This is a genomic window from Halarchaeum acidiphilum MH1-52-1, assembly GCF_000474235.1.
Classification (GTDB): domain Archaea; phylum Halobacteriota; class Halobacteria; order Halobacteriales; family Halobacteriaceae; genus Halarchaeum; species Halarchaeum acidiphilum.
On record NZ_BATA01000033.1, the window covers coordinates 1 to 25,852 of the forward strand.

Below are 25,852 nucleotides of genomic sequence, written 5' to 3' on the forward strand. Positions count from 1 at the left end.
GTCGATCCCGCTCAGATCGCGACGAAGACGTCGCCATCCTCGACAGCGACGTCGAAGACACCGATACGCTTCCCTGACGTCTCGTGTTCACCGCTGTCGAGGTCGATCTCCCAGAGGTGCCACGGATAGGTGACGGCGGGTCGGTCCCGTTACCGACCAGTTCTATCTGCCGTGTTGAATAGCGTTCTAATCGGCTAATATCATGGGTTAGAAGGGTGAAGTCGAGGAGATCGATTCTGTCCATGGAAGTCGATATCCTCGACTTCGTTGAGCAGTGTCGTCTAGTCAAACAAGCGTTGGGAAAGTATGCGGGTGAACCCGCCAGCGGCGGGTTCGCCCGCTGGAAGCACGTCGTTCTGCACTGTTTGCGGCTCGAAGAAGACCACAGCTACCGAGAAACGCCAAATCGGCTGAAGTACATGGCCGAGATTCGTGATGTACTCGGCTTAGATCGGAACGATCTGCCGGAGTACACGACGATCTACAAATCGTTCGACCGGCTGAAAATGTGGGTGTGGCGGGTGTTGCTGCGCGGAAACGCGCAGCAACGCCCGCAATCCGGTCACGCAGCTCTGGACAGCACGTTCTTCGACCGCCGCTCTGCCTCATCGTACTACCGCCAGCGGTCGGGAAGTGACGTTCAAATACTGAAAGTAACGACCTTAACCGATAGAGACTCTCTTGCCGTTCTCGACGTACACATTTCTGCCCGGTGGAAACACGATACGAAGACCGGGCCACAGGTCGTCCGCCGGAACGCGGACGACCTGCAGTCCGTAGCTGCCGACAAAGCCTTCCACAACTGGGTCACGAAGTACGAGTTCTACGCGCTGGGCATCGAGCCACTCATCTTACAGCGTGGGTCGAGACCGTTGACGCTTGGACATAACGCGCTCATCCGGGCAAAAGGCTACTCTCAGCGCTGGATGGCCGAAACTTCCTATTCGACAACGAAGCGCTCGCACGGCGACGCCGTGCGAGCGCTGGGCTGGTATCGACAGTTCCGTGAAATCGTCCTCATGTTCGCCATCTCGAACATAGAACCGCTCTGTGAGCCACTCTAACCGTGACTCAGCATCTATTCAACACGGCAGTTCTATCGACGGACGAACGAACGGGCACCGTATTCCCGCGAAGCCACCGATACGATCGCTCGTGGGACGTCCCGGATTCGGACGCGTAACACGATGCGTGTAATCGATGGCGACGCGGTGGCGGCGCGTCGGATGTGGGAGACACCGAGGGACGGTCGGGTGAGTCGGCGGCAGGATCGCGTGAGACCGTGGCGAACATCACGTCCGATCGCGCCGAGTGGTCGCGTGTTCGTTCACGATGCGTGTAACCACCCAGCAGAGGATACGCAGATATTGTCGTAAAGATACGGCGGGTCGTCGGTCTCGAGCGGGGACGTCGGCGGCGCGCGAGCGCGTCCGTAACGGAGGGACGGGACCGTGGGACTTCGAAACGTCTGATGTCCCCCCGTTCACGATGGCGACAATAGCTCGGTGGATCGGACACGACCGGCCACGCGTCCCACCGATGTCGGCGTCTCCCTCTCGCACGCCATCCCCGAGTCCGAAGTCGATCGACGAGCGGACGCGGTCTCCGTCCGGAGAGCACCGGTGAGCCGGATCGGTACCCGACGGACAGACGCGGTGACCCTGACAAAGCTATCAGCGTAAACCGCCGTCGACACCGCCACCGCAAGCCTGTCGGGGACGGTTTCACGGACCACGCAATCGGGTGGCTTGGAAATGGGGACTCGGACGCCGCGAGCGTCGCCGAGACGAGCGCGTCCGCGACCGACGCGACGACGTCCGGCGCGTTCGGTTCCCGATAGACCGGGACGCCGCGCTCGCGGTAGGTCTCTGATCCCCCTCGAAATCCGCGTTCGCGTCGACGCCGCCGGCGGCGGGGTGGCCCCTCGACGCCCTCGGCGGATCGTCGACAGACATGCGAGTCACTATGCCGCGCCGACCGAATACTGTTCCGTGTCGTGTTTGACCGATCGGAAAACGTCCGTACCAACAAGACCAGAGAGATGTATTAACACGCACCGATCATCAAGTGCGCTCGCGGTGAACGCTCACCCGGTGACACGGTCGACTGAGGGTATTCGAAGGTCACGTCTCTCCGAGGAAAGCTCACGACCGCCCCGGCGGGGGCGCCGAATGAGTGCTTCGAACTCTCGAACAACGCGTACTCCGTGCTCGACGACGAGGACGACGCGCGCGGGACGTGGGCATCTTCGGTCTCGACGTCAAACAGCGGCGCGGCTACGACACCGAGTTCAAGGGGTCCATCCACGAGGCCTACCGGGAGTCGGTGCAGGACTGGACGCCGGTCTGGAAGTCCGTCAACCACGAAACGCCGCGAATAACGGTTCCCGGTCCCCCGGCTTTCGGGGCGTTCCGGTCCGTCGTTTCTGCGCCGCTCGGGATCGATATCTACATGTGTCTGGCGTCTGAGCGACCGTATATGAGCGATTTCAGTGACCGGATCGCGTTGATCACCGGAAGCAGCCGCGGTATCGGTGCAGCGACGGCCGAGCGCCTCGCGGAACGGGGAGCGCGTGTCGTCGTCAACTACCGATCGAGCGAGGACGAGGCGGAGTCGGTCGCCGCGGGCATTCGTGATGCCGGTGGCGAGGCGCTCGTCCAGCGGGCCGACGTGACGGATCCCGACGCCGTCGAGTCCATGGTGACCGCCGTCGAGGAGGAGTGGGGGACAATCGACGTCCTCGTGAACAACGCGAACATGCCGTTCGAGTACGCGTCGTTCGCGGAGATGGACTGGGCGGACTTCGAGTCCAAGCTCGACGCCGAGCTGAAGGCGGCGTTCACGGTTTCGAAGGCGGTCCTCCCCGGAATGGCCGAGCAGGGGTACGGCCGCGCGGTCTACGTGTCCAGCGGGCTCGGACGGCGCCCACAGGGGGGCTTCATCGCGCACGGGACCGCGAAGGGCGGTCTCGACTCCTTCGTGAAGTACCTCGCGCAGGAGTACGGAGCGGACGGCGTGGCCGCGAACGTGGTCGCGCCCGGCATCGTCGAGACCCCCGCGACCGAGGACCGCATCGACGACGTCCGCGAGCACGTCATCGATTCGACGCCGCTCGACCGCGTCGCCCAACCTGAAGACGTCGCCGGCGCCATCACCGCGCTCGCGAGCGACGACGCTCGCTTCGTCACCGGGACCTACACCCCGGTGAACGGCGGGAGCGTGATGGAGTAGGGTCCCCGCCCGCCGCGGATCACTCCTCGAGGAACACCGGCTTCCCCAGCGGAAGCGAGCCGTAGAGCGCGTAGTGGACGGCCAACGCGACCGCGAGCAGTCCCGCGACGAACATCAGATCGCTGCTCTTCTTCATACGCCGACTACGCCGTGCTAACAGTTCACTCGGTCGGGTCCGGTAACGATTGCCGACACCGGACCGGGATCGGGGCGCGCCGGCGTCGTCCCGGACGGGGACGACTTCTGGAGTATCGATCCGAACGCGCCCGCGGAGGAGTGGCTCGCGGATCACGGCCCGCGTCCCAATTGCAGGTTCAGCTGCGCCATGGCGAAAATCGCCCGCCTCAGCGGTCATAGCGATTGGTTCGAGTTAGATCCTCTGGAGCGAGAGCGGACACCGAGCGAGCTGATGGAACTCGGTATTCGACTCCACTCACCCCATACTATCACTGTTGGATATTATCTCGGAATTGGAGTGGTCCGGTACACGCCGGTCACGGAAAGCTGTTCACGACTGGATGAGGGGGCCAATTCACAGCCCGCCAGTGTCCCGAGTCCGGATCCCGTCGCGCTCGCCGAGACCGTGACCGGAATTAAGGGAGAGCAGTTCTGTCTGTCCGCCGTCACCAGAAACGCGTCGTGTTTCTGGTTGGTGGCCGGGACGCGTTGCGTCTCAGTAACGTCGTATCTCTCGTTGATTCTGCCTCAGCACCTCGCAACCGATTCCACCGAGAAGGGCTCCGATTTCAGGCCGTTTAACACGGAGATCGGGAGCTGTTGGACGTGTCCTTCGAGAGATAGAACTGGATACTTGATCGGGTATCGATATTTTCATCCACGTCGGTCCGGCGACCGCAGAAACGCGGTGGCAAGCCTTCACCGGCAGATGGCATCAGTCTCAGTGAACTACCCCGTCCGATCGCAGGGGTAGGACGCGTGGCGGAGAACCCGTTTGCGAACCGTGCGGGGGCTTAGCGCCTATTTCCAGCTAAACGCGATGATGGATTGGCCGGCAAACATTAAATACCGGTAACCCTAACCATTATCCATGGTCAACGCGACTATCGACGTCATTCATCGGGGCGGTCTCGAGTGCGACCTCAACTACCTCATCGAGGGGAACACGCTCGGCAGTCACGAGGAGCCGAATCCGGACACGGAGTACGCCGAGATACCGGTGTACAACCTCGTCATCGACCATCCGGAGGCGACAATCCTCTGGGACACCGGCAACCACGAGGAGGCCCTCGATGGCGCGTGGCCCGAGGGACTGAAGCAGGCGTTCTACCCGCACGACGTCCGCGAGCACACCCTCGAGGGCGACCTCGCGGACGCCGGCTACTCCCTCGACGACATCGACGTCGTCTTCCAGTCCCATCTCCACCTCGACCACGCCGGCGGTCTCCACCACTTCGACGGCACGGACGTTCCCGTCTACGTCCACGAGAAGGAGTTGAAGTTCGCCTACTACTCCGCGAAGACCGACGAGGGAAGCGGCGCGTACATTCTCAACGACTTCGACTACGACCTCAACTGGCAGGTGCTCCATCAGGACCGGGAGACGCACTTCGAGGACGTCGAGTTCATCCGCTTCCCCGGCCACACGCCCGGACTCACGGGGACGATGATCCACCTCGACGACGCGGGCACCGTCATCTTCAGCGGCGACGAAGTCTATCAGGCGGAGAACTACGAGAACGAGACGCCGCTCGGCGCGACCCTTCTCTGGAGCGGCCGCCACTGGTTCCGGAGCCTCCAGACGATCCGCGACCTCCAGCGCAAGCACGACGCGCAGGTCGTCTTCGGACACGACCCCGAGCAGTTCGCCGAGATCCGCGCGGGGTGGTCGTAGATGGCGTACGACCGCTCGGTCTCCGCGGCCGACCACGCCCTCGCTCCGGAGAGCGTGTGGAACATCCGACTCCCCGAACTCCGCTTCGGCCCGGACGCGACCGACGAACTCGCCTATCAGATCCGCGTTATCGGCGTGCCGGCCGGCGCGCACGGTCTCCTCGTCACCGACGAGACGCTCGTCGACGTCGGCCACGCCGACCGCGTCCGCGACGCCCTCCACAACTGGGGGTAGCCCCGCTCCCCCGCGTTCGCTACACGGGGAGCGGAACGCCGACGGCGTCGGCGATGAGCAGGACGTTCAGTCCGACGATGAGCGCGACGATGAACACAATCGGCGCCAAGACGGAGCGTCGTCCCGCACCAATTGCGGACCCGCCCACGAGAGGCGGCCGCGTCCGGGATCAGAGCAGCTCTGTGCCGTGGCGCGCTGAGCGAACCGCTCCGCGAGTACTACGGCAAGCTCGCAGAGCCATGGCGAGCGTCGCCGAGGGCGACGACGCGCTCCCCGGCTACGACGCCGACGACCAGATGTACAGTGGCCCGGTCTAGTCCTCTTCTTCCGACTCGCCCGCGCTCCGCACTGTCAACACCGGCACGTCCGTCGTGCGGATCACGCGCTCGGTGACGCTACCGAGGAGGAAGCGATCGATGCCGCGCCGGCCGTGCGTCCCCATCACGATGAGATCGATGTCGTTGTTCCGCGCGTACGCCGTGATGAGTTCGTGGACGTTGCCGTTCACGACGGCGGTCCTCGCGTCCACGCCCGCGGCCGCCGCGGCCTCCTCGACGGTCGCGACCGCCTCCTCGCCCTCGTCCTCCAAGTCCTCGATGACCGTCTCCGTCGCGTCGAGCGTCGCGTACGCGCTCGCGTCGACGATGTAGAGCGCGTGGATCCGCGCGTCGTACTTCGACGCGATGTCGACGGCGTGTTCGATCGCCGCTTCGGCCTCGGGGCTTCCGTCGGTCGGAACGAGAATCTCGTCGTACATCTCCTCGACCTACGTCGGCCAGCGTATAAACATCGGGTCCTTGGGGACGCCGACACTCGCTCGGATCCGCGAGACGCCGAGCGGGTCGCGCTCCTCAGGCGCGCGCGTCGACGGTCGCGACGAGGTCCTCGACGGTGTCGTCGCGGGACGCGAGCACCCCGTGGAGCATCGCGTTGACCGGCTCGTCCTCCGTGAAGACGCGATCGTCCGTCTTGAGCCCGAAGATCGGGACGTCGTTCTCGTAGGCGATGCCGAGTTCCACCATCACGCCCTCGTCGGGCACGCGGCCGTCGAGGACCGCGACCACCGCGTCCGCGCCGAGGACGCCGTCCCGATCGAGTTCGAAGATCGTTTGGAGGAACTCCTCGTTCGTCTCGAACTCGGGATCGTCGAGCGACTCGATGCCGTCACGCTGCGGGAGGAAGACGTCGTGCCCGGCGTCCTCGAATCGGGCGGTCAGATCTTCGTTGAACGAGCGTTCAACGAGGTTGAACAACGGCGCGGCGAGGTAGAGATCCATGTGCACCGACTCGACCCATCGGTACGTCAACGTTCGCGTTCGCGCGGGCGGTACGCGGACGAATCGGGGACGGATCGGGGACGAATCGGCACGGGGGACGACCGCGACGGCCCATCGCGAAACCCCCACGTTTCACTATCGCGGCGACCGAACGGCCGGCATGGAACTCGCAGATGGTGTGTACGGCCTGTCGGTGGAGGCGTCGTTCGACGACCGCGAGATGACGCTCCACCCGGCGGCCGTCGAGACGCCGCACGGTCTCCTCCTACTCGACGTCGGGATGCCCGGCGGGGTCGACGCGCTCGAAGCCGCGCTCGACGCGGAAGACCTCGAACTCGCCGACGTGTGGGGCGTCGTCGTCACGCATCAGGACGTCGATCACGCCGCTGTCTCGCGGAGATCGTCGATCTGACCGACGCGGTCGTGTTCGCCCACGAGGCCGCCGTACCCTACCTCGAAGGGGAGCGCGAGCTCGTGAAATCGACCCCGGAGCGCCCGATGGCGATCGAGGCGACGGCCGTGGACGTCCGGCTCCTCGGCGGCGAGACGTTCGCGACCCGCGCCGGCCCGATGGAGGCGATCCACACGCCGGGCCACGCGCCCGGCCACACGTCCTACTATCTCCCCGAAGCCGATCTCCTCCTCACCGCGGACGCGCTGAACGTCGTCGAGGGCGAACTCGTCGGCCCGCGCGAGGACGCGACGCCCGATCTCGAGACCGCGTGGGAGAGCGTCGCGACGCTGGCCGAGCGCGACGTCGCGCGCACCTTCTGCTTCCACGGCGGCCACGTCGATGCCGGGACGGCCCGGATCGAGGACCTGCTCGCCGAGCGGTAGGGCCGATCGGGACGCCGACGCCGCGCGACGGCCCTCGCGCGGTCACGACGCGAGATCGTCGGCGAACGCCCGTCCGATCGCGCCCGTGAGCACGTCGACGCCGATGTCGATGCTGGCCTCGTCGACGTCGAAGCGCGGCGTGTGATGGCCGCTCGGGTGGTCGGTGCCGACGATGACGTAGGTCGCCAGCCCCCCGTTCTCCTGCACCCGCCGCATGAGGTAGGTCGCGTCCTCGCTCGCGCCGAATGGCGCGCTCGGACGCACGGTCTCGACGGCCGGCACGCCGGACGCGACGGCGCCGACGACGTCGGCGAGCGCGTCATCGCTGTCGACGCGGGGCGCGCGGCCGACCGTCTCCGTCGAGAGCTCGCAGTCGTGCATCGCCCCCGCGTGTTCGAGGACTCGATCGACGCGCTCGGTGAGGTAGTCGAGCACGTCGTTCGTCCCCGCGCGGGCTTCGAGTTCGAGCACCGCGTCGTCGGCGACGACGTTGCTCGCGCTCCCCGCCTCCACGCGGCCGACGTTCAGGCGCGTGAGCGCGTCCGCGTGGCGCGCGATCCCGTAGACGTTCTGCACCGTCGCGGCCATGGCCTGCATCGCGTTCCGGCCCTCGTGGGGCGCCGCGCCGGCGTGCGCGGCCTCGCCGGTGAACCGCGCGCGCGTCTGCCTGATCGCGAGCGGCTTCTCGCGCCCGCGACCACTTCTCCCGTCGGATGACCGAAGCCGACGTGGACCGCGAAGAACGCGTCGACGTCGTCGACGTGTCCGCTCTCGGCCATCGGGCGCCCCCCGCCGAGCACCTCCTCCGCGGGCTGGAAGAACACCTTGAACGTCCCGGAGAAGTCGCTCGCCGCGACGGTCTCGAGGACGGAAAGCCCGATCGTCATGTGAGCGTCGTGGCCGCACGCGTGCATGATCCCCTCGTTCTCCGAGCGGAATCCCTCGACGGCGGGTTCGTGGGCGTCGTCGCTCGCCTCCTCGAACGGGAGCGCGTCGATGTCCACTCGAAGCCCGACGACGGGACCGGGCCCGCGATCGAGCACCGCCACGAGTCCCGTCGCCCCGCCCGCCGTCGCGTCGAGGACGTCCTCGCGCGCGCCGCGCTCCGCCGCCCGCGTTCGCCAGCGCTCGAGCGTGTCGTCGTCCGGGACGCCGACGCGCTCGTCCGCGGCGATCGCCGCCTCGCCGACGTGGACCTCATCGACGCCGATCTCTTTGACTCGATCGACGAGCCGGCTCGTCGTCAGGAACTCACACCACGACGGCTCCGGGTACGCGTGGAACGCCCGCCGCTGCTCGATCCGGCGCTCCGCGATCGGCGCGCTCACGCGTGACGCTCCTCGAAGCGCTCGACGCCCGCGCTCGCGACCGCCATGTCCTGTTCGACCTCACCGCCGCTGACGCCGATCGTCCCGACGATCTCCCCGTCGGCTTCGAGGGGATAGCCCCCGCCGAAGACGACGATTCGACCCTCGTCCGTCGTCTGAAGTCCCCAGAGGGACTCGCCGGGCTGGCTCGGTTCCGCGAGCTCGTGGGTCGGCATCTGGAGCGCCGCCGCCGTGTACGCCTTGTTTCGCGAGATCTCGACGCTCGCGAGCCACGCGTCGTCCATCCGGTGTTGCGCGATCAGGTTCCCCTCCGGATTCGCGACGGCGATGACCATCTTCAACCCCATCTCCTCGGCCTCCGCTTCCGCGGCCTCGATCAGATCCGTCGCCTCCGAGAGCGTGAGTGACTCACTCATGTCACTCGCCACTACACCGCTTCCCCACTTAACGGTACGCCGCGCTCGCCGCGCGCCCGAAACACGAGCTGTCGAAATACCGGTCGGTCGTGTCGACGGTCTCGACTCGTACAGCGAGCACGCGTCCGTCAGGTCGTCACCGCGTTCGTCGATGCGCGCGATCACCGCCGTCTCGTCCCTCGCCGAATCGCTTCTCCCGACCGATAGAAACAGAAACGATCAGATACCGTATCGTTCGTGGATCGCCCGTGATTCGAGTGCATCCCGCTGTCGATCGTGTCTCGAAGTGCCGTCAGACGTCGGTATAGGCCCTATATCGGGGATACTTCGAACGCACGGCACACATCGAGATCGGTCTCTGAACGCGCTCGGCGACAGCTATATCGCCGCTCGCTGTCACGAACGTCCGTCGCGGCGAGGCGAAGACGGGATGCGCGCCGCGCGGGTGCCGACACCCACCCAACTCACCATGACCGAACACACGACCACCGACCACCTGATCCAGTACAGCGACATCGAACGCGCGCGCGAGCGCTTCGACGACGACGTCGTCAAACACACACCGGTCGAGCGCAGCACCTCGATCGGCGCGCTCGTCAACGCGGACGTCCACCTGAAGATGGAGCACCTCCAGTGGACGGGTTCGTTCAAGACGCGGGGCGCGTTCAACAAGATCAGTCAGGACGTCGCGGACGGCGTCGATGAGTTCGTCGCGGCGAGCGCCGGCAATCACGCGCAGGGCGTCGCGCTCGCCGCCACCGAGTGCGGGGCGGACGCGACGGTCGTGATGCCGGAGAACGCCCCGCAGGCGAAGGTCGACGCGACGCGCGACTACGGTGCGACCGTCGAACTCGTCGGCGAGGACTTCCAAGAGACGATGGCGTACGCCCAGTCGCTCGTCGAGGGCACCGACGCCGAGTTCGTCCACGCCTACGACGACCCGGACATCGTCGCCGGGCAGGGCACCCTCGGCGTCGACATGTACGAGGATCGCCCCGAGATGGACACCGTGATCGTCCCCATCGGCGGCGGCGGTCTCATCTCCGGGATCGCGACCGCGATCAAACACCACGACCCGAGCATTCGCGTCGTCGGCGTCCAAGCGGAGGGCGCCGAGACCGTCCACGAGAGCCTCGATAAAGGCGTGCCCGTGACGCTCGAGGAGACGGACACCATTGCCGACGGCATCGCGACCGGCGGCATCTCGGAGTTGACGCTACGGACCATCGAGGCGCACGTCGACGAGGTCGTGACGGTATCGGACGGCGAGATCGCGCGGGCGATTCTGCTCCTCCTCGAACGCGCGAAGCAGGTCGTCGAGGGCGCGGGCGCGGCCTCCGTCGCCGCGCTCCTCGCCGACGACCTCGACGTCGCGGGCGAGACCGTGATGCCGCTGCTCTGCGGCGGGAACCTCGACATGACGATGCTCCAGACCGTGCTCGTTCACGCGCTCACCGACCGTCAGCAGACCCTTCGCTTACGCGTCCTCATTGACGACCGGCCCGGCGAGATGGAGCGTCTCTCCGGACTCATCGCCGAGCGCGGCGCGAACATCCACGACGTCCGACACGTCCGCGCCGACGAGTCGCTCGATGTCGGCGAAGCCCACCTCGTCTTCCGCGTCGAGACGAACGGCGCCGAGCACGCGGCGGCCATCATCGAGACCGTCGAGGACGCCGGCTACGCCGTCGACGACGTCACTCGGAACACATAATCAAACATACATATTGTGGTTCAGCCTCTCGCGAAGAGGATGTCAACACCCACCGAGTGGACGGTTCACGCGTGAAGCGAACTATCAGCACGGACGGCGCGCCGGCCGCGGTCGGCGCGTACAGTCAGGCGACGGCGAACGGCTCCCTCCCGTTCACGGCGGGCCGGCTCCCGTTCACGGCGGGCCAGCTCCCGCTCACGGCGGACGGCGACCGCCTCGGCGACGCCCCGGTCGGCGAACAGACCGAGCAGTGTCTCCGAAACGTGGAGGCCGTCCTCGCGGCGGCGGGTCTCGACCCGAGTGACGTCCTGAAGACCACGGTGTACCTCGACGACGTCGACGACTTCGAGGCTTCGACGCGGCGTACAGCGAGTTCTTCGAGGACGAACCGCCGGCGCGGAGCGCGGTCGCGTCGGCGACGTCCCGAAGGGCGCGGCCGTCGAAATCGAGGTCGTCGCCGACGCCGGCGACTAGCGTCGGTGCGGGGATCGGCTACCGCGCGGCCGCGGTCTCGCGGAGACGGTCGAGGATCTGCTCGCGCCCCACCGCTCTGCTGTCGTCGCGCGTGAGCCGCCCCATCACGAACTCGAGGAGGTCGAGATCGGTGAGCAACTCGAAGGCGTCCATGCGCTCGATGCCGAGACACCTGCCGACCTCGCGGATCGTCGCGGCGTCGTTCACCGCCTCCACGAGGTCGTCGATCGTCACGGATTCGGGGAGACCCATGCCGTCCGCGCGGAGCGGCGGCGTCGCGTCCCCGCGGACGCTCGGGGACGGCGCCGGCGCCGGCGACGGCGACGGCGACTCGGGGTCGGGCGTTTCCGACGACCCCGTCTCGCCGTCGTCCGCGTCCCCCGTGTCGTACGTGTCGGGTTCGTGGACGCCGTTCCGGATCATGTAGCGTCGGACGGTCTCCGCCGAGACGTCCATGTCGATGACGTCAGCCATCTCCGCGAACGTCTCGCACGAGGCGTATATCTCTGCGAGCCGCTCCCGGTCCCGGAACGGCGGGACGCCGGTGTCCCGGTCGGACCGCGGCGCTCCCCGATCGGCGTCCTCGTCGCCCGCGGTCGCGACAGACGCGCGCGCCGTGACGACGACCGCGGCGGTGGGGGCGAACGTGACGTCGAGTAGCTCGATGTCGACGCCGTTCGGGCATGGCGGGAGGAGAGGTTCGCGCGATTCGAGCGCGAGGGAGAGCGTTCCGTCGACTTCAATTGCGGAGTCGCGGTCCGTGACGGCCGCCGCGGGCGTGTCCCCGCCGTCGGCGTCGAGCGCGAGTTCGACGTCGACTCGCGCGCCCGCGTCCGTGACTGCGACGTCCGTGGCTCGGACGTCGACGCCCGTTCGCCGCTCGCACTTATCGAGATAGCGCCCGAGCCGTCGCAGTGAATCGCCCACGAGCATGGTACGTGTACTCGGGATGCGTTCTGTGCCCCTGAAACGACGTGTGAAATAGTGAGTCAGTTTATACAGCGTGGATAGTACAGACGGGAGAAATTATATACGTATATCGTCCGTTAGTCGCCACAATGCGGGATTCTGGACACTATCGCTCTCGACGTGTGGCTATCTCTGGACGGAACCGCTCCTCGAACGACGCCGCGGGCTCGGGCGGCGCGTGCATCGAACGCGCGCACCGGGGGGTGCCGTGAGCCTCGTCACCGTCGCGGATATCGCGCACGAGGATCTCGCGCTGACGCCGACCATTCTCGCGCACGCGAGCGACGAACTCAGGGTCGTCTCGCAGTCCGCGACCGACCCCGAGACCGGCCAGTTCTTCTTCCTCGTCGAGGGCGCCGACGCCGGCTTCGAGGCCGCGCTCGACGCCGATCACACGGTCAGCGATTGGACGCTCGTCGCCGAGGAGGGAGGAACGCGCGTCTACCGCATCGGCCACCCCGACGACGCGATCCTTCTCTCGCCGATGGTCACCGAGGTCGGCGGGCTGATGCTCGAATCGAAGAGCGCCGAGCGGGGGTGGACCGTCCGCCTCCAGCTCGCCGATCGCGAAGCGCTCTCCGAACTCTGGGAGTTCTGCGAGCGCGAGGGCGTCGACTTCGAGCTGAAGCGGACGTTCCGACAGGAGGGCTGGGCGAGCGGCGAACCGAGCACGCTCACCGACGCGCAGCGCGAGGCGCTCGTCACCGCCTACGAACGGGGGTACTTCGACGAGCCGCGCGGCGCCTCGCTCGCGGATCTCGCGGACGCCCTCGGCATCTCACCGACCGCCGTCAGCGGTCGCCTCCGCCGCGGCACCGCACAGCTCGTCGAGTCGTCGCTCCTCGAAGAGTGAGGGGGGGATCAGACCACGAGGACGCGGTCGTCTCGCGGCTCGTAGATCGCCCCCTCCATCCGGAGGGCGTAAATCGCGTCGAGCGTCTCCTCGATGGTGACGCCCCGCTCGGCCAGCGCGGCCGTGAGAACGCCGAGCGGCACGCCCTCCCCGTACTCGTCGCCGAGACCGTCGAGCGCGGTCTCGACGTCGTCGGTCTCGACCGCGGCGTCGAGCGCCGTCCGCTCCCACGCGATCGCGTGACCGGTGACGCTGCGGTGGCGCCGATAGCACTCGATGGCATCGTTCGGCTCCGCGACGGTGGTGTGGAAGTCGCACGTCGGGCACGCGAGCGCGCCGGCGTGCGCGGATTTCTCCCGTTCCATGGCCATCGCGTCAGGCCTCGTAGGCGTCCTGCGCGAGCCGGTGGAGCTTGTGGACGGTGTGCTCGTTCGGCCCGAGTTGCGCCTGCGCGAGCGCGCCCGAGCGCAGGCCATCGTACTGGCGTTCGACCAGCTCGAAGTCCTCCTCTTGGAGCTGGCGGCTCGTCTGCACGAACTCCTCCTCTTCCTCGGTGAGGTCGGCATCGCGGAAGTAGTAGTCCGCGATGAGCTGGAAGCGCCCCTCGTCGATCGGGTCGATGATGTACGTGCCGTAGCCGTCGGCGGTCCCGTACATGTTGACGGTGAAGTTCGGCCAGAAGTAGTAGAACTTCGCCTCGTGCTCGTCGTGGATGCGCATCTCGTCCTCGACGTCCTCCCTGTGCTGGTAGTGGAGGATCCAGTGGTAGTCGTTGACCTCGAGTTCGGACTCCATCAGCTCGAGACCGCGCACCCAGTCCTGATGGTTCGCCTGACAGTGGTCGCACTCCGAATAGTTCCCGCTGAACGTCTTCCAGTTGCACTCGACCTCGGAGACGTAGCGGCGCGCGAGCTCGTACTCCTCTAGGGGAAGGGCTTCGAGTTCGTCCTTCATCGAGCCGGCCTGCTCGGCGAGCGTGAGATCGGGATCGTCGGCGAAGTTGACGAAGACGAGCGGGCCGATGCTGTCGAGCGTGACCTCCATGAGACCGTTCGCCTCGGGGTCGAGTCCGCGGACGGACTCGTCGTCGAGGTCGGGGTTGAGCGTGGCCTCCTCGAAGCTCTTGGGCGTGCTCGCGAGGTCGCCGTCGAGTTCGTACGTCCAGAGGTGGTAGGGACAGGTGATGCGGCCGAGGCTCCCCGGATCCGTCATCGGGGCGTCATCGAGCATCTTCGAGCCGCGGTGCGCGCAGACGTTGTAGAATGCGCGGACGTCGCCCTCGCCGTCGCGGGTGACGATGATCTGCTTGCCGCCGATGGTCCGCGTGAAGTAGTCGCCCCGCTCGGGGATGCGATTCGCGTGGCCCGCGTAGACCCAGTATCGCCCGAACACCTTCTCCTTCTCCATCTCGTGGACGTCCGGGTCGGTGAAGTACCTCGCCGGGAGGGCGTTCGTCTCCTCGGTGATGTCGGCGCTCACCGCACCGATCTCGTCGCGGCCGTCGTTCCACCGTGTCATGTGTGAATAGAACACACGGGGTACGAAAAGGGTTCGTCGGGAATATCCCACGGGTATAAGTGGTGTGCGAGGCACGCGTCGAGCGCGATAGCCCCGCGCCCGTCGGTCGGGGAACCACGAAGTGGCGCGTGACGGGATACACGCCGCCGACCGGCACATAAGCGCTTCACATCGCGGGGTGAAGAATCAAGGAGGGGGGTGTCGAACCTCCGGGACGATGGCCACGGCACAGCGGTACGACGCGATCGTCGTCGGGGTCGGCGGGATGGGGAGCGCGAGCGCCTTCCACCTCGCCGATCGCGGTCTCGACGTCCTCGGTCTCGAACGCTACGACGTCCCGCACGCACAGGGTCCTCGCACGGCATCACGCGGATCATCCGGCGCGCCTACTACGAGCACCCCTCGTACGTCCCGCTCGTCGAGCGCGCGTACGACCTCTGGGACGACCTCGCCGCTGAGACGGGACGCGAGGTCATCCACCGGACGGGATCGATCGACGCCGGTCCCGCGGACAACGCGGTGTTCGCGGGATCGAAACGCTCCTGCGAGGAGCACGACATCCCCCACGAGGTGCTGACGGGCGCGGAGGTGAACGAGCGATTCCCCGGCTACGACCTCCCCCCCGAGTATCGCGCGGTCTATCAGGAGGACGGCGGGTTCGTCGTCCCCGAGCAGGCCATCATCGGCCACGCGGAGGCCGCACAGGCGCGCGGCGCGGAGATCCGGGCGCGCGAGCGCGTCGAGGACTGGGCGGAGACGAACGACGGCGGCGTCCGCGTCCGCACGGACCGCGGCGTCTACGTCGCAGACGCGCTCGTGCTCGCCGCCGGGGCGTGGAACCACAAGCTCGCGGACGCGCTCGACGGGCTGGCCGTCCCGGAGCGCCAAGCGCTCGCATGGTTCCAACCGAACGGCGACGCCCTCGACGACTACCAGCCCGAGTCGTTCCCGGTGTGGAACCTCAGCGTACCCGAGGGGCGTTTCTACGGCTTCCCCGTCCACGACGTCCCCGGCTTCAAACTCGGGAAGTACCATCACCGCGAGCAGACGGTCGATCCGGACGACTTCGAGCGGGAGCCGAGTCGAGCCGACGAGGCCGTCCTCCGCGACGTCGCGGAGAAGTACTTCCCGGAGGCGGCAGGCCCGACGATGGGGCTCTCGACGTGCATGTTCACGAACACGCCGGACGAGCACTTCATCCTCGACACGCTCCCCGAGCACCCGCAGGTCGCGGTCGGCGCGGGCTTCTCCGGCCACGGCTTCAAGTTCACGAGCGCCATCGGCGAGGTGCTCGCCGACCTCGCCGTCGACGGCGAGAGCGACCGCGACCTCGACATGTTCGCCCTCGATCGCTTCGACTGACCGTCCACCAAATTCCGGTATCTGTTTTAGTCCGGCCGGACATGCGTCCTATTAGATGTTATTCGGGTGGTTTTCTCATAAACACCCTCGTATCTTCTGGCGAAGGATTATGGTACCTGCTATCAATCACCTGTCCGTACCTGAGGTGTGTACACCAATGACACGATCGACGGTCGGACGGATGGCGACGAACCGCGGGCGGGCGCGTGACGACGAACGCGACCTCGTGACGCACGGACCGCACATCGCTGATCGGAGGGGGGTGTAATCGATGACGAACGGGGACGAGGCGAGCGACGGGATGACGAAGGGGTTACAGGTCGATCTGTTCCACCCGGAGTCCGATCGCGAGCCCGGCGACACGAACATCGAGCGGTGGGGATTCGACATCCATCCCGTCGTCTTCCCCGCGGCGCTCTTGCTCATCGGCGTCTTCGTCGCCGCGACGCTCCTCCTCGGACAGGAGGCCGCGAGCGTCTACTCGGGCGTCAGGAGCTTCTTCGAGGGGAACTTCGGGTGGTTCTATCTCCTCGCGGTGAACCTCTTCATCGTCGTCCTCCTCTTCTTCGCGCTGAGCAAGTACGGGAAGATCCGCATCGGCGGCGTCGAGGCCGAAAAGGAGTTCAGCGACTTCGCGTGGATGTCGATGCTGTTCAGCGCCGGCATGGGTATCGGCCTGATGTTCTACAGCGTCTCCGAGCCGCTCTACTACTTCGGGAACGTCCCGGGGTTCTTCGGTGCCGACGCCGGCACCGGCGCGGCGGGCGCGGCGGCGCTCACGCAGACGTTCTTCCACTGGGGGTTCCACCCGTGGGCGATCTACGGTCTCGTCGGACTCGGACTCGCGTTCTTCTCGTTCAATCGCGGGCTCCCCCTGACGTTCCGCTCGATCTTCTGGCCGCTGCTCGGCGAGCGCATCTACGAGTGGCCGGGGCACGTCATCGATCTCGTCTCCGTGTTCGCGACGCTGTTCGGTCTCGCGACCTCGCTCGGTCTCGGCGTCAAGCAGATCAACACCGGTCTCTCCTACATCTTCGGCGACGTCCTCGGCGTCGCGACCATCCCGACCGGGACGGGAACGGAGATCGCCCTCATCGTCGTCATCACGGCCATCGCGACCGCGTCCGTCGCCGCGGGTCTCGAAGGCGGCGTGAAGCGGCTCAGCACGCTGAACGTCTACTTGATGTTCGCGCTGCTCGGCTTCCTGCTCCTCGTCGGGCCGACGGTCTACATCCTCGGCGCGTGGGTGCAGGGTCTCGGCTCGTACTTCGGAAACCTCCCGTCGCTCGCGTTCTTCACGGGCGTCCTCGGCGACGGCCAGACCACCGTCCACGCGTGGACCGTGTTCTACTGGGCGTGGTGGATCGCGTGGTCGCCGTTCGTCGGCATGTTCGTCGCGCGGATCTCGAAGGGCCGGACCGTCCGAGAGTTCGTCATCGGCGTCCTCGTCCTCCCGTCGCTGTTCTCCACGATCTGGCTCTCCGTCTTCGGCGGCACCGGCCTCTTCAACGCGCTGCACGGGAACGGCGCGGCGCTCGCCGCCTACAACGACGCCGGACAGACGGTCGCGATGTTCGCGCTCCTCCAGCAGTATCCGATCGGCGCGATCTCCGGGCTGTTGGCCGTGCTGCTCGTCGTGACGTTCTTCGTGACGTCCTCCGACTCGGGATCGCTCGTCGTCGATCACCTCACGTCGGGCGGGAAGCACGACGTCCCGCGCGCCCAGCGGATCTTCTGGGCCGTCACCGAGGGCGCCGTCGCCGCACTCCTCCTCTACGGCGGCGGACTCAACGCCCTCCAGACGGCCGCCATCGCCACGGGCTTCCCCTTCGCCGTCATCCTCGTCGTGATGTGTTACACGGTGTATCTCGGGCTCAGAAGGGAGTACGAACTCCTCCAGTCCGAGGAGTTCGCGGAGCGCATTCAGGACATGACCGAGGAGGACATCCACATCGATCGCTCGCGCTCCGACATCGTCACGGACATCCGCGACGCCACCGAGAGCGCGGACGACTGATCACGAACGACGCGATGCCACCCACTTCACTCACCACGTCGAACGCGCCCGCGAACGCGGCGGTCGCCGTCGTCGTCGCGCTCTTCGCGACCGCGCTCTACCTGCTTTCGGTCCATCGCCTCCGCGTCGCCGGCCTGCTCTTCCTCGGCGTGAGCGTGCTCATCTACCTCCGCGAGACGTACCTCGTCGGTCGCTGACGTCGCGGCGCTCGTCGAGCGCCCCCACACCGGTCGTCCTCGTTCTCCGTCTCGCGCTACGCGTCGGTCTCGTCCCCCGCGAGTGACTGAGCGACCGACCGCGAGTGGGTGTCCCTGCGCTCGGTCCCGATACCGGACGTGGGACGCGTCTCTGCGCGGGGGGTGTTATACGGCACAGATAGTACACCCGGAGAGATATGCCCCGAGGGCGGTCTCGTGTGTATGGTATATGAGCACACGGTCTACGCTCCCGGAGCGCGCCGGGACGGTCGTCGTCGGCGCGGGCTGCGTCGGCTGCAGCGCCGCCTATCACCTCGCCGAACTGGGGCGCGACGACGTCGTCGTCATCGATCGCGGGTCGCTGTTCGAGACCGGCGGTTCGACGTCGCACGCCCCGGGGCTGGTGTTCCAGACCGGCGGCAACAAACTGATGTCGAAGATGGCGTCCTACACCCGCGACCTCTACGACGGGTTCGGCGACTTCCGGACCTGCGGCGGCATCGAGGTCGCGTACACGGAGGACCGCTGGGAGTTCCTCAAACGCAAGCGCGAGTGGGGGCGCTCCTACGGCTTGGAGGGCGGCGAACTCCTCTCGCCCGCGGCGGTCGAAGAGCGGGTCCCGCAGGCGAACGCCGACGCGACTCTGGGCGGGTACTACCTCCCCTCTGACGGGAAGGCGGACGCGGTCAGCGCCGCGGCCTCGATGGCCGAGCGCGCCCGCGACGCCGGCGTCGAGTTCTACGGGAACGCCGAGGTGACGGACATCGACACCGAGGGCGGGCGCGTCCGCGCCGTCGACACCGAACGCGGCCGCATCGAGGCCGACGAGGTCTTGCTCGCGACGAACATCTGGGGACCGCTCTTCGGCGAGATGGTCGGCACGGACGTCCCGCTCGTCCCCTGCGCGCACCAGTATCTCGTCTCTGACGAACTCGACGCGCTCGCGGGCGCCGAGCGAGAGATCGAACAGCCCCTCCTCCGCCATCAGGACTACTCGCTCTACTTCCGCCAGCACGGCGAGCGCTACGGCGTCGGCTCCTACAACCACGCCCCGCTCCTCGTGGATCCCGAGGACATCTACGGTCCCGAGCGGCTCGACGACCTCGGCTTGGAGTATCCCTCGCTCCGCGAGTTCACGGCAGAGCACTTCTACGAGAACACTCACGCCGACCACGACCGCGCGGCCTATGACGCCGCGAGCGAACTCGTCCCCGCCTTCGAGGACGCCGAGTGGACCTCGCAGATCAACGGGATGTTCTCGTTCACGCCGGACGGCATGCCGATCCTCGGTCCGGACGAGGGCACGGAGGGTCTCTGGTGGGCGCTCGCCATCTGGGTGACCCAGTCCGGCGGCGCGGGGAGCATCGTCGCGGAGTGGATGGCGGGGGGAGTGCCGCGCCTCGACGGCGAGCGCGTCGACGCCACCGGCGCGCACGTCTCGCGCTTCCAGCCCCACGCCGGGAGTCGCGAGTACACGTCCGGCCGCGGCGCCCAGCAGTACCGCGAACTCTATCAGCTCGTCCACCCGCGCGAACAGCCACGCGACCAGCGCGAGCTCCGGCGGAGTCCGTTCTACGACAGACAGGCGGAATTGGAGGCGGAGTTCTACGACGGCGACGGGTGGGAGACGCCGCAGTGGTACGAGACGAACGAAGCGTTACTGGACGAGTACGACGTCCCGGACCGCCCGGATTGGCTCGCGCGCAACTGGTCGAAGGCACAGGGGGTCGAACATCAGCACCTCCGCGAGAAGGTCGGGATGGTCGACATGACGACGTTCACGCCGATCGAGATCGAGGGACCGGGTACCGAGTCGTTCCTCCAAGGGCTCCTGACGAACGACATCGACGTCACGCCGGGCCGGATGCGCTACTCCGCGATGTTGAACGGGGACGGCGGCGTCCTCGCGGACCTCACGGTCGCGCGCTTCGACGACGACCGCTATACGCTGTTCACGGGCGGCGGGAGTTCGGCGACGCTGCACTCGCGCTGGATCACCGAGCACGCCCCGGCTGATGGCTCCGTGGACGTGACCGTCCACGACTCGAGCAGAACGGGCATCGGCGTCTTCGGTCCCGAGGCCCGGAACGTCCTCGCGGACCTCGTGGAGGCCGACCTCTCGAACGACGCCTTCCCCTTCTACTCGGCGACCGAGACCTACCTCGGGAGCATCCCCGTGACGATGCTGCGCCTCTCCTACGCGGGCGAACTCGGCTGGGAGATCTACACGCCCACCGAGTACGGCGCGCGCCTCTGGGACGCGATCGCGGACGCGGGCGAGGCGTACGATATCGCGCCCGTCGGGTGGGCCGCGCTCGACTCGACGAGCATGGAGAAGGGATTCCGGCTCTGGGGGACGGACGTCACGCCCGAGTACGACCCCTACGAGGCCAACATCGGCTTCGCGGTCGATCTCGACACCGACTTCATCGGCAAGGATGCCCTCCTCGACGCCCGCGATGACGGCGTCGACGAGCGAGTCGTGCCCATCACGCTCGACGAACCGGGCGTCGTCGTCGATGCCGGCCACCCCGTGCTCGTCGATGGCGACGTCGTGGCTACGCCTGTCGGGCCGACTACGGTTACAGCATCGACCGTGGGATCGCCTACGCCTACCTCCCGAGCGAGTACACCGACGCCGGACAGTCCGTCGAAATCGAGTACGAGGGCGAACGCCACGGCGCGACCGTCCGCTCCGGCCCCCTCTTCGACGCGGAGCGCGAGCGGATGCTCGGCTGAAGTCGGGCGTCCCGCGATCGACGTTCGACGCGGCGGCACGGCTATCGGCGATGGTGTACGTGGCGACGGCACGCGATGCCCCGCCCCGGCACCCTGCTCGTACTGTCGTTTCACGCGCGACGCCGCGGACACCCATCGCTCGTCGTCGTGGAAGCCCCCGCCCGCAGTGGGGCGGGATGCAATGGAATTGCCTCAGACTTCTTTCTGCACCGAGGGGTGTCGTTCCGCACCGGTAGCGTGGTTGTGGCGTCCGGTGAACCAATCGCGGTCGGTTCACCCACCGGCGGATCGCCGAAGGCGACCCCATCCCCCGTGGGATGACACCGTCCCTATGGACTCTATCATAAAAAATTTGTTGCCGTGTCATTGATAATTCTCGACAGGACAACGACCGAAGCCCGCCATCGAGGGCGGTGATCGGCTCCCAGAGTTCGCCCGCGACGTCAGCGGCCGGGATCGAGCAGGGTCGACTCGGCGGTGCGGAGGTACTCGAGAAACGTGGGTTCGGCGACGCCGAGTTCGTCGGCGAGAGTGGCGGCGGTGACGTCGCGCGGCCAGTTGTAGTAGCCCCGTTTGCGTGCAAGAGCGAACGCGTCCCGTTGTCGCGGCGCGAGTTCCGCGTGGCGTTCGTCCATCGTCAATGCGCCCCGCCCGTCGTTCGTGGTGATGCTCCCGAGCGTGATGTCGACCTCGTGTTCGCGCTGAATGGTCTCCAGCGTCGCTTCGAGGCGGTCGCGGTCGGTGTGGACGTGAAACGGCCAGCGCTCACCGTCCTCGGTCATGTGCGAGCGGCCGTCGAGGAGGAAGCCGCGCGCGGTGAACGCCGGGCCGATCCCGTCCTCGCGCTCGTACTCGATGCGGACGTCCCGTGTCCGCGCGCCGATCGCGGCCGCGGGCTGCGCGCCGCGCGGTGTCGCCGACGGGATCGGCTGACAGTCCTCAAGCCGGTCGGAGGCCTTCGCGACCGCGACGGCGTCCGCGACGTGATCGGCCGAGTCCCCGTAGATGGTGCATCGCTCGACGGCGCGACCGTCGGCGGTCGCGCTGCCGTGCCCGAAGACGCCCGCGCCCGTCTCCTCGACGACCTCGGTCGACCAGCAGTCGGGGTGCCAGACGTCGAGGTCGACCGAGAGCAGTTCGCGATCGGAGCCGGACATACCGTCGCGTTCGGAGCGGCGATACGAGAAGACTGCGGTGCCGACACGTGGGCGGCCCTAGGATCCTAGAGAAACCGCCACGACCCCGCCAGCACTCTACCGTGATGGGGCTGGCACGGTCGCGGTGTGGTGCCTCTGACCGCGACGACGTCTCTCTCACACCTCGGCCGCCGGCCCACGCACACGATGTCTGAGAAACCCGAGAAGACCCGGATTGGTTCCGACGCCGTACCGCTACCAGACGACCGGTCCCGCACGCCGAACGGCGCACGCTCGTTCGCCGCGGCGCTCGCTTCGGCCCTCCGCTCGATCGACCCCCGCCCGGACCCGCTCCCTGAGAACTGATGGCTTCCCAGACGTCGTTCACGTGGCAGGGCGCGTACCGCGGTGCTCGGCGTAGCCTCCCGATCGCCGCGGGCGTGTTCGTCTACGGACTCGTGTTCGGGATTCTCGCCCGGCAATCGCCGCTCACTACGAGCGAGGCCGCGCTGATGAGCGCGACAGTGTTTGCAGCGTCCGCCCAGTTCGTCGTGCTCGGTCTCTGGACGCGCCCGCTCCCGGTCGCGACGATCGTCGCGACGACGTTCCTCGTGAACCTCCGACACCTCCTCATGGGGGCGTCGCTCCGACCGTGGCTCCGGGAGCGATCGCCCGCCGAGGTGTACGGGACGCTGTTCGTCCTGAACGACGAGTCGTGGGGGCTCACGGTGAGCGCCTTCGGGGAGGAGGAACGCGACGTCGCGTTCCTCCTCGGCAGCGGTCTCGTCGTCTTCGCCGGCTGGGTCGCGGCGACCATCATCGGCGTGAGCGCGGGCGGCGTTATCCGAGACCCGTCTTGGTACGGTTTGGAGTTCGCGTTCGTCGCCATCTACCTCGCGCTCCTCGTCGGGATCTGGAACGGGCGACGCGACCTCGTTCCGTACGCGACCGCGGCGCTGACCGCGGCCGCCAGTTCGGCCCTCCTCGGCGGAAACTGGTACATCCTCGTCGGCGGACTCACCGGGAGCCTCGCGGGCGTCGTCCGCGACGGCGCGACGCGGGGCTTCACCCACGCAATGCGTGAGGCAGACTCAGAATCCCGTGGAGGCGAGCCGTGATCGGACTCGACGTGGGCGGGGTCGCCGCGGCGGCGATCGCGGGCATGGCGGTCGTCACCTACCTGACGCGCATCGGGGGGTTCTGGCTCCTCGGACGGCTCTCGCTGTCCCCGATGGTTCGAGCGTGGCTGGAGTACGTGCCCGGGACGATCCTCGTCGCACTCGTCGCCCCGGAACTCCTCCAGAGTGGTCCCCCCGGGTGGCTCGCCGGTGCCGGCGTCGTGCTCGTCGCGTGGCGCACGGACAGCCTCCTCTCCGCGATGCTCGTCGGAATCGTTCTCAACGTCGGGTTCCGCACGATCATACAGGCTGTCTGAGGGCTTCTCCTCCCCGATTGTCGTGACGATCCCGTCGCTTGTTCAGTCGGTAGTTTGTCTGGAGTTTCGAATGACACGAAACGTTCACGGATTGAGCGCGCAACGCCTCCAGAAGTTCGGAGTTTGACCGATCTACAAACGACTGAGCGGGAAAAACGGGTGATTCGAGCGAGAGTTCTTATGGGATGACCCGGCTAAGGTATAGGCTCTCCTCTGGGAAACGACTTTGAGGAACCTGCGAGAAGAAGTAGGCGAGAGCTGCTGCTATAGGATTTTCAGACGTCGAGGCTGCTGTTGACGGGCTAGCCGTCGGGGACGAGGATGCAGGCGAGCAGCTCGATGGTCTCGCCCGCAGTCAGGAGGGGCTTGTCGCGGATCGGTATTCCGAGTTCGAGCTTGAGGAGGTAGTCGGTGAGCCGCCAAACGTTGTAGAGCAAGCATCCAAACACGAAGCTGAACGCCCTGACTCGATAATCCGTGGAGGCGTGGGTGGGGAGGAATTTCTTGATCTGCTTGTACTCGTTCTCGATCTCCCAGCGTCGATCATATCGCGCGCAGAGTCCACGAACGTCTTCGGGTTCGACGCCGTTTCGATTCGTCGAGATCACTGTGTACTTGCCGTCCTCGTTCCTCGACGGGACGTACATGATGTTCACCTCGTGGCTGAGCTCGCCGTCGAGCCAGAGTTCGACGTCCGGCTCGACACCCACATCCGAAATCGGGTGGTTTTCTACCTTGGAAACACCCTCTAGGTCGTCGGTGTACTTCTTCTTGGGGATGAGGTAGGTGACGTCGTGCTCGTCCAAGGTGTGGAGGACTTGGTGGCCGTCGAACTCGCGGTCCGCCATCACCATGTGGATGTCCACGTACTGCTCCGCCTCCGTCACGAGCCGGTCGACGATCTCCGCGCGAGGTGTGTTCGTCGATACGAACAGGTCAAACAGGATGCTGACCCCGTCTTCTTCCGAGGCGGGTCCAATCACACCCTTCGAATAGAGTTGGAGAGGAGCAAACGTTCCCACACGTACCCCTGTGGGGTAAGCGCGAGTGCAGTGCTCGCGTGGATAGCACGAAACGCCTAATTGAAGGGGTTATCGGCGGTGTCGAGTCGAGTGAGATTATCGAGGGCGTCGAAGTCGTCGTCGAACGAGTAGAGGTACTCGATTTCCTCGCGCTCCATGAATGCGGCTATTGTCGCATCGACGAAGGAGAGTTCGCCGTACCGACGGAAAATGGCCTGCGCAGCGTTGAAGTCCGCCTTCGGAGCATGCACGATCTCGAAGTGCGCGCCTTCGATAAGCCGATCGAGCATCTGGTTTGCAGCATCAGGACTGAGTTTCTCGCCAGTCAGATTCAGCGTCTCCGCAACCACGTAGTTCGTGACGATCGCTTCGGGAAGCTCCCCATGGTCGATTCCCCGAATGATCTTCCGGGAGCGGTCGTGGTATTCGTCTCGGGCGCTTGCACTAGCGAAGAGAAGATTTGTATCAAGGAGAGCAGCCGCCATCACTCAGCCCCGAACTCGCCCTCGACCTCGACGGCGTTCGTCTCGCCGCCATCGACGGGTTCGAAGTCGTCGAAGACGCCCTCCCGCTGATGGACGATCTCGACGGAGAGGTTGCCTTCCTCATCGGTTGTCCATCGAAGCTTGTCACCTGGTTCAATATCGAGCCTTCGGCGGAGGTCCGCCGGGATCGTCACCATTCCCCGGTCACTCACCTTCGTTTCTTCAGGCCCTTCCTCTGCTGCCATAGGAGCCCCTACGTCTTCTCCACCCATACATGTTCCCCTACATGTGTTCCCGTACACGGGAGAATGTTGCAGCCCGGCTCAGAAAACTACGAAGCCAGTTAGTAGACCGGCTGGACCACGAGGCGGTCGTGCTGGAGGTATGGCGCTTTGCCCTCCCAGTGGTGTCGAACCCGACGACGCCGTACTTAGCGAGGAACTTGAGGTCGCGGCTCACATTTCCCTTGTCTCGATCCAGCTCTCGCGCGAGCTCGCGTGCCGATTCAACATTGTGGTTGTGGAGGTGCTCGACAATCCGCATCGCGGGTCGGTGAGGACTTTGCCGGCGCTTTCGATACTGAGTACGTGTACGCCCCCCAGACCTCCACAGTCCAGAGAACGCGTCATCGACTCGGATCTGCTCCCGTGATTGCTTGAAATCGAACGATTCCAAAGTTTGAATTGCCCTTCGTAGGCCGAACGACGGCGTCTAGGTTTCTCCCAACACCAGTTCGGTGAACTACCCTGCCCTACC

The 25,852-nt window shown here is 66.4% G+C and carries 23 protein-coding genes and 5 pseudogenes; 16 read left to right on the forward strand and 12 right to left on the reverse strand.

What is annotated here, in order from left to right:
• The first annotated feature begins 242 nt into the window (after positions 1 to 242).
• The 5 genes and pseudogenes from AOZ13_RS07330 to AOZ13_RS07350 all read left to right on the forward strand — a co-directional run bounded on the left by AOZ13_RS07330 (position 243) and on the right by AOZ13_RS07350 (position 5,317).
• A complete protein-coding gene (locus tag AOZ13_RS07330; RefSeq protein ID WP_049933970.1) occupies positions 243 to 1,064 on the forward strand; it encodes an IS5 family transposase in 822 nt (273 codons plus the stop codon).
• A gap of 1,174 nt (positions 1,065 to 2,238) precedes the next feature.
• Positions 2,239 to 3,231: an SDR family NAD(P)-dependent oxidoreductase gene (locus AOZ13_RS07335; protein WP_020221812.1), complete on the forward strand. Its 993-nt coding sequence runs from the start codon at positions 2,239 to 2,241 to the stop codon at positions 3,229 to 3,231.
• Positions 3,232 to 3,556: 325 nt separating this feature from the next.
• Positions 3,557 to 4,136: pseudogene (locus tag AOZ13_RS15705) on the forward strand (IS6 family transposase).
• Between the two features lie 143 nt (positions 4,137 to 4,279).
• Positions 4,280 to 5,083 carry an N-acyl homoserine lactonase family protein gene (locus AOZ13_RS07345; RefSeq protein ID WP_020221810.1) on the forward strand — a complete coding sequence of 268 codons (804 nt, stop codon included), beginning with the start codon at positions 4,280 to 4,282 and terminating at the stop codon, positions 5,081 to 5,083.
• Entirely contained in the window at positions 5,084 to 5,317 is a 234-nt protein-coding gene (locus AOZ13_RS07350) for a hypothetical protein (RefSeq protein WP_020221809.1), read from the forward strand.
• A 313-nt stretch (positions 5,318 to 5,630) separates the two neighbouring features.
• On the opposite strand, the gene AOZ13_RS07355 is transcribed toward AOZ13_RS07350, so the two are convergent.
• Both AOZ13_RS07355 and AOZ13_RS07360 read right to left on the reverse strand, forming a co-directional pair.
• Positions 5,631 to 6,074 (reverse strand): universal stress protein, encoded by a 444-nt coding sequence (locus tag AOZ13_RS07355; protein WP_020221807.1) that lies wholly within the window; start codon positions 6,072 to 6,074, stop codon positions 5,631 to 5,633.
• 94 nt (positions 6,075 to 6,168) lie between these two features.
• The gene (locus tag AOZ13_RS07360) at positions 6,169 to 6,594 is read right to left on the reverse strand and encodes a nucleoside 2-deoxyribosyltransferase (RefSeq protein WP_020221806.1); all 426 of its coding nucleotides are present in this window, start codon (positions 6,592 to 6,594) and stop codon (positions 6,169 to 6,171) included.
• A 160-nt stretch (positions 6,595 to 6,754) separates the two neighbouring features.
• Here AOZ13_RS07360 and AOZ13_RS15275 point away from each other — a divergent pair, with 160 nt between their 5' ends.
• Together AOZ13_RS15275 and AOZ13_RS14445 are read left to right on the forward strand one after the other, a co-directional pair.
• The gene (locus AOZ13_RS15275; protein ID WP_021780224.1) at positions 6,755 to 7,006 is read left to right on the forward strand and encodes an MBL fold metallo-hydrolase; all 252 of its coding nucleotides are present in this window, start codon (positions 6,755 to 6,757) and stop codon (positions 7,004 to 7,006) included.
• An 11-nt stretch (positions 7,007 to 7,017) separates the two neighbouring features.
• Positions 7,018 to 7,431, forward strand: a complete 414-nt coding sequence (locus AOZ13_RS14445) for an MBL fold metallo-hydrolase (RefSeq protein ID WP_021780225.1) — start codon at positions 7,018 to 7,020, stop codon at positions 7,429 to 7,431.
• Positions 7,432 to 7,473: 42 nt separating this feature from the next.
• Here AOZ13_RS14445 and AOZ13_RS07370 read toward each other — a convergent pair.
• Both AOZ13_RS07370 and AOZ13_RS07375 read right to left on the reverse strand, forming a co-directional pair.
• Positions 7,474 to 8,759: pseudogene (locus tag AOZ13_RS07370) on the reverse strand (amidohydrolase).
• Positions 8,756 to 9,175: a GlcG/HbpS family heme-binding protein gene (locus AOZ13_RS07375; RefSeq protein ID WP_020222454.1), complete on the reverse strand. Its 420-nt coding sequence runs from the start codon at positions 9,173 to 9,175 to the stop codon at positions 8,756 to 8,758. Before AOZ13_RS07375 ends, AOZ13_RS07370 begins: the two are co-directional and overlap by 4 nt.
• Before the next feature lie 469 nt (positions 9,176 to 9,644).
• On the opposite strand from AOZ13_RS07375, the gene ilvA reads away from it, so the two are divergent.
• Both ilvA and AOZ13_RS07385 read left to right on the forward strand, forming a co-directional pair.
• Positions 9,645 to 10,889, forward strand: a complete 1,245-nt coding sequence (gene ilvA, locus AOZ13_RS07380; RefSeq protein ID WP_044958220.1) for a threonine ammonia-lyase — start codon at positions 9,645 to 9,647, stop codon at positions 10,887 to 10,889.
• Between the two features lie 71 nt (positions 10,890 to 10,960).
• Positions 10,961 to 11,363: pseudogene (locus AOZ13_RS07385) on the forward strand (Rid family detoxifying hydrolase).
• A gap of 18 nt (positions 11,364 to 11,381) precedes the next feature.
• Here the strand turns inward: AOZ13_RS07385 and AOZ13_RS07390 are convergent.
• On the reverse strand, positions 11,382 to 12,296 hold the full coding sequence (locus tag AOZ13_RS07390) for a hypothetical protein (protein WP_049933964.1): 915 nt from the start codon (positions 12,294 to 12,296) through the stop codon (positions 11,382 to 11,384).
• Positions 12,297 to 12,540: 244 nt separating this feature from the next.
• On the opposite strand from AOZ13_RS07390, the gene AOZ13_RS07395 reads away from it, so the two are divergent.
• Entirely contained in the window at positions 12,541 to 13,185 is a 645-nt protein-coding gene (locus AOZ13_RS07395) for a helix-turn-helix domain-containing protein (protein ID WP_020221394.1), read from the forward strand.
• Between the two features lie 8 nt (positions 13,186 to 13,193).
• Here AOZ13_RS07395 and AOZ13_RS07400 read toward each other — a convergent pair whose 3' ends face one another.
• Positions 13,194 to 13,550 (reverse strand): hypothetical protein, encoded by a 357-nt coding sequence (locus AOZ13_RS07400; protein WP_020221395.1) that lies wholly within the window; start codon positions 13,548 to 13,550, stop codon positions 13,194 to 13,196.
• A 10-nt stretch (positions 13,551 to 13,560) separates the two neighbouring features.
• Positions 13,561 to 14,703 (reverse strand): aromatic ring-hydroxylating oxygenase subunit alpha, encoded by a 1,143-nt coding sequence (locus AOZ13_RS07405; RefSeq protein ID WP_049933967.1) that lies wholly within the window; start codon positions 14,701 to 14,703, stop codon positions 13,561 to 13,563.
• 217 nt (positions 14,704 to 14,920) lie between these two features.
• Between AOZ13_RS07405 and solA the strand changes: the two are divergent.
• From solA to AOZ13_RS07425, 4 genes and pseudogenes are all read left to right on the forward strand, one after another.
• Positions 14,921 to 16,065 (forward strand): annotated as a pseudogene (gene solA / locus AOZ13_RS07410) (N-methyl-L-tryptophan oxidase).
• A 271-nt stretch (positions 16,066 to 16,336) separates the two neighbouring features.
• Entirely contained in the window at positions 16,337 to 18,082 is a 1,746-nt protein-coding gene (locus tag AOZ13_RS07415; RefSeq protein WP_020221398.1) for a BCCT family transporter, read from the forward strand.
• 14 nt (positions 18,083 to 18,096) lie between these two features.
• Positions 18,097 to 18,279 carry a hypothetical protein gene (locus AOZ13_RS07420; RefSeq protein WP_020221399.1) on the forward strand — a complete coding sequence of 61 codons (183 nt, stop codon included), beginning with the start codon at positions 18,097 to 18,099 and terminating at the stop codon, positions 18,277 to 18,279.
• A 229-nt stretch (positions 18,280 to 18,508) separates the two neighbouring features.
• Positions 18,509 to 21,018 (forward strand): annotated as a pseudogene (locus tag AOZ13_RS07425) (GcvT family protein).
• Between the two features lie 443 nt (positions 21,019 to 21,461).
• On the opposite strand, the gene AOZ13_RS07430 reads toward AOZ13_RS07425, so the two are convergent.
• Entirely contained in the window at positions 21,462 to 22,175 is a 714-nt protein-coding gene (locus AOZ13_RS07430; protein ID WP_021780234.1) for a helix-turn-helix domain-containing protein, read from the reverse strand.
• A gap of 344 nt (positions 22,176 to 22,519) precedes the next feature.
• Here AOZ13_RS07430 and AOZ13_RS07435 point away from each other — a divergent pair, with 344 nt between their 5' ends.
• Together AOZ13_RS07435 and AOZ13_RS07440 are read left to right on the forward strand one after the other, a co-directional pair.
• Complete coding sequence (locus AOZ13_RS07435) at positions 22,520 to 23,272, forward strand: AzlC family ABC transporter permease (RefSeq protein ID WP_021780236.1); 753 nt, start codon at positions 22,520 to 22,522, stop codon at positions 23,270 to 23,272.
• Positions 23,269 to 23,589 carry an AzlD family protein gene (locus AOZ13_RS07440; RefSeq protein WP_020222539.1) on the forward strand — a complete coding sequence of 107 codons (321 nt, stop codon included), beginning with the start codon at positions 23,269 to 23,271 and terminating at the stop codon, positions 23,587 to 23,589. Before AOZ13_RS07435 ends, AOZ13_RS07440 begins: the two co-directional genes overlap by 4 nt.
• A gap of 302 nt (positions 23,590 to 23,891) precedes the next feature.
• Here the strand turns inward: AOZ13_RS07440 and AOZ13_RS07445 are convergent, their stop codons facing one another.
• Genes AOZ13_RS07445 through AOZ13_RS15890 form a run of 4 tightly spaced genes read right to left on the reverse strand, consistent with a single transcriptional unit; the run spans position 23,892 to position 25,639 of the window.
• Positions 23,892 to 24,611, reverse strand: a complete 720-nt coding sequence (locus AOZ13_RS07445; protein ID WP_081641581.1) for a transposase — start codon at positions 24,609 to 24,611, stop codon at positions 23,892 to 23,894.
• A 56-nt stretch (positions 24,612 to 24,667) separates the two neighbouring features.
• On the reverse strand, positions 24,668 to 25,096 hold the full coding sequence (locus AOZ13_RS07450; protein ID WP_044958276.1) for a type II toxin-antitoxin system VapC family toxin: 429 nt from the start codon (positions 25,094 to 25,096) through the stop codon (positions 24,668 to 24,670).
• Complete coding sequence (locus AOZ13_RS07455; RefSeq protein WP_021780238.1) at positions 25,096 to 25,341, reverse strand: AbrB/MazE/SpoVT family DNA-binding domain-containing protein; 246 nt, start codon at positions 25,339 to 25,341, stop codon at positions 25,096 to 25,098. The genes AOZ13_RS07450 and AOZ13_RS07455 overlap by 1 nt, the downstream gene beginning before the upstream one ends.
• 37 nt (positions 25,342 to 25,378) lie before the next feature.
• Complete coding sequence (locus AOZ13_RS15890; RefSeq protein ID WP_449404299.1) at positions 25,379 to 25,639, reverse strand: HVO_A0114 family putative DNA-binding protein; 261 nt, start codon at positions 25,637 to 25,639, stop codon at positions 25,379 to 25,381.
• Between the last annotated feature and the right edge of the window lie 213 nt (positions 25,640 to 25,852).

Excerpts from the sequence above, each read along its gene's own strand:
- AOZ13_RS07330 (WP_049933970.1), top strand. The coding sequence starts at position 243 with ATGGAAGTCGATATCCTCGACTTCGTTGAGCAGTGTCGTCTAGTCAAA.
- AOZ13_RS07345 (WP_020221810.1), top strand. The coding sequence starts at position 4,280 with ATGGTCAACGCGACTATCGACGTCATTCATCGGGGCGGTCTCGAGTGC.
- AOZ13_RS07350 (WP_020221809.1), top strand. The coding sequence starts at position 5,084 with ATGGCGTACGACCGCTCGGTCTCCGCGGCCGACCACGCCCTCGCTCCG.
- AOZ13_RS07355 (WP_020221807.1), bottom strand. The coding sequence starts at position 6,074 with ATGTACGACGAGATTCTCGTTCCGACCGACGGAAGCCCCGAGGCCGAA.
- AOZ13_RS07360 (WP_020221806.1), bottom strand. The coding sequence starts at position 6,594 with ATGGATCTCTACCTCGCCGCGCCGTTGTTCAACCTCGTTGAACGCTCG.
- AOZ13_RS15275 (WP_021780224.1), top strand. The coding sequence starts at position 6,755 with ATGGAACTCGCAGATGGTGTGTACGGCCTGTCGGTGGAGGCGTCGTTC.
- AOZ13_RS07375 (WP_020222454.1), bottom strand. The coding sequence starts at position 9,175 with ATGAGTGAGTCACTCACGCTCTCGGAGGCGACGGATCTGATCGAGGCC.
- ilvA (WP_044958220.1), top strand. The coding sequence starts at position 9,645 with ATGACCGAACACACGACCACCGACCACCTGATCCAGTACAGCGACATC.
- AOZ13_RS07390 (WP_049933964.1), bottom strand. The coding sequence starts at position 12,296 with ATGCTCGTGGGCGATTCACTGCGACGGCTCGGGCGCTATCTCGATAAG.
- AOZ13_RS07400 (WP_020221395.1), bottom strand. The coding sequence starts at position 13,550 with ATGGAACGGGAGAAATCCGCGCACGCCGGCGCGCTCGCGTGCCCGACG.
- AOZ13_RS07405 (WP_049933967.1), bottom strand. The coding sequence starts at position 14,703 with ATGACACGGTGGAACGACGGCCGCGACGAGATCGGTGCGGTGAGCGCC.
- AOZ13_RS07415 (WP_020221398.1), top strand. The coding sequence starts at position 16,337 with ATGACGAACGGGGACGAGGCGAGCGACGGGATGACGAAGGGGTTACAG.
- AOZ13_RS07420 (WP_020221399.1), top strand. The coding sequence starts at position 18,097 with ATGCCACCCACTTCACTCACCACGTCGAACGCGCCCGCGAACGCGGCG.
- AOZ13_RS07430 (WP_021780234.1), bottom strand. The coding sequence starts at position 22,175 with ATGTCCGGCTCCGATCGCGAACTGCTCTCGGTCGACCTCGACGTCTGG.
- AOZ13_RS07435 (WP_021780236.1), top strand. The coding sequence starts at position 22,520 with ATGGCTTCCCAGACGTCGTTCACGTGGCAGGGCGCGTACCGCGGTGCT.
- AOZ13_RS07450 (WP_044958276.1), bottom strand. The coding sequence starts at position 25,096 with ATGGCGGCTGCTCTCCTTGATACAAATCTTCTCTTCGCTAGTGCAAGC.
- AOZ13_RS07455 (WP_021780238.1), bottom strand. The coding sequence starts at position 25,341 with ATGGCAGCAGAGGAAGGGCCTGAAGAAACGAAGGTGAGTGACCGGGGA.
- AOZ13_RS15890 (WP_449404299.1), bottom strand. The coding sequence starts at position 25,639 with ATGCGGATTGTCGAGCACCTCCACAACCACAATGTTGAATCGGCACGC.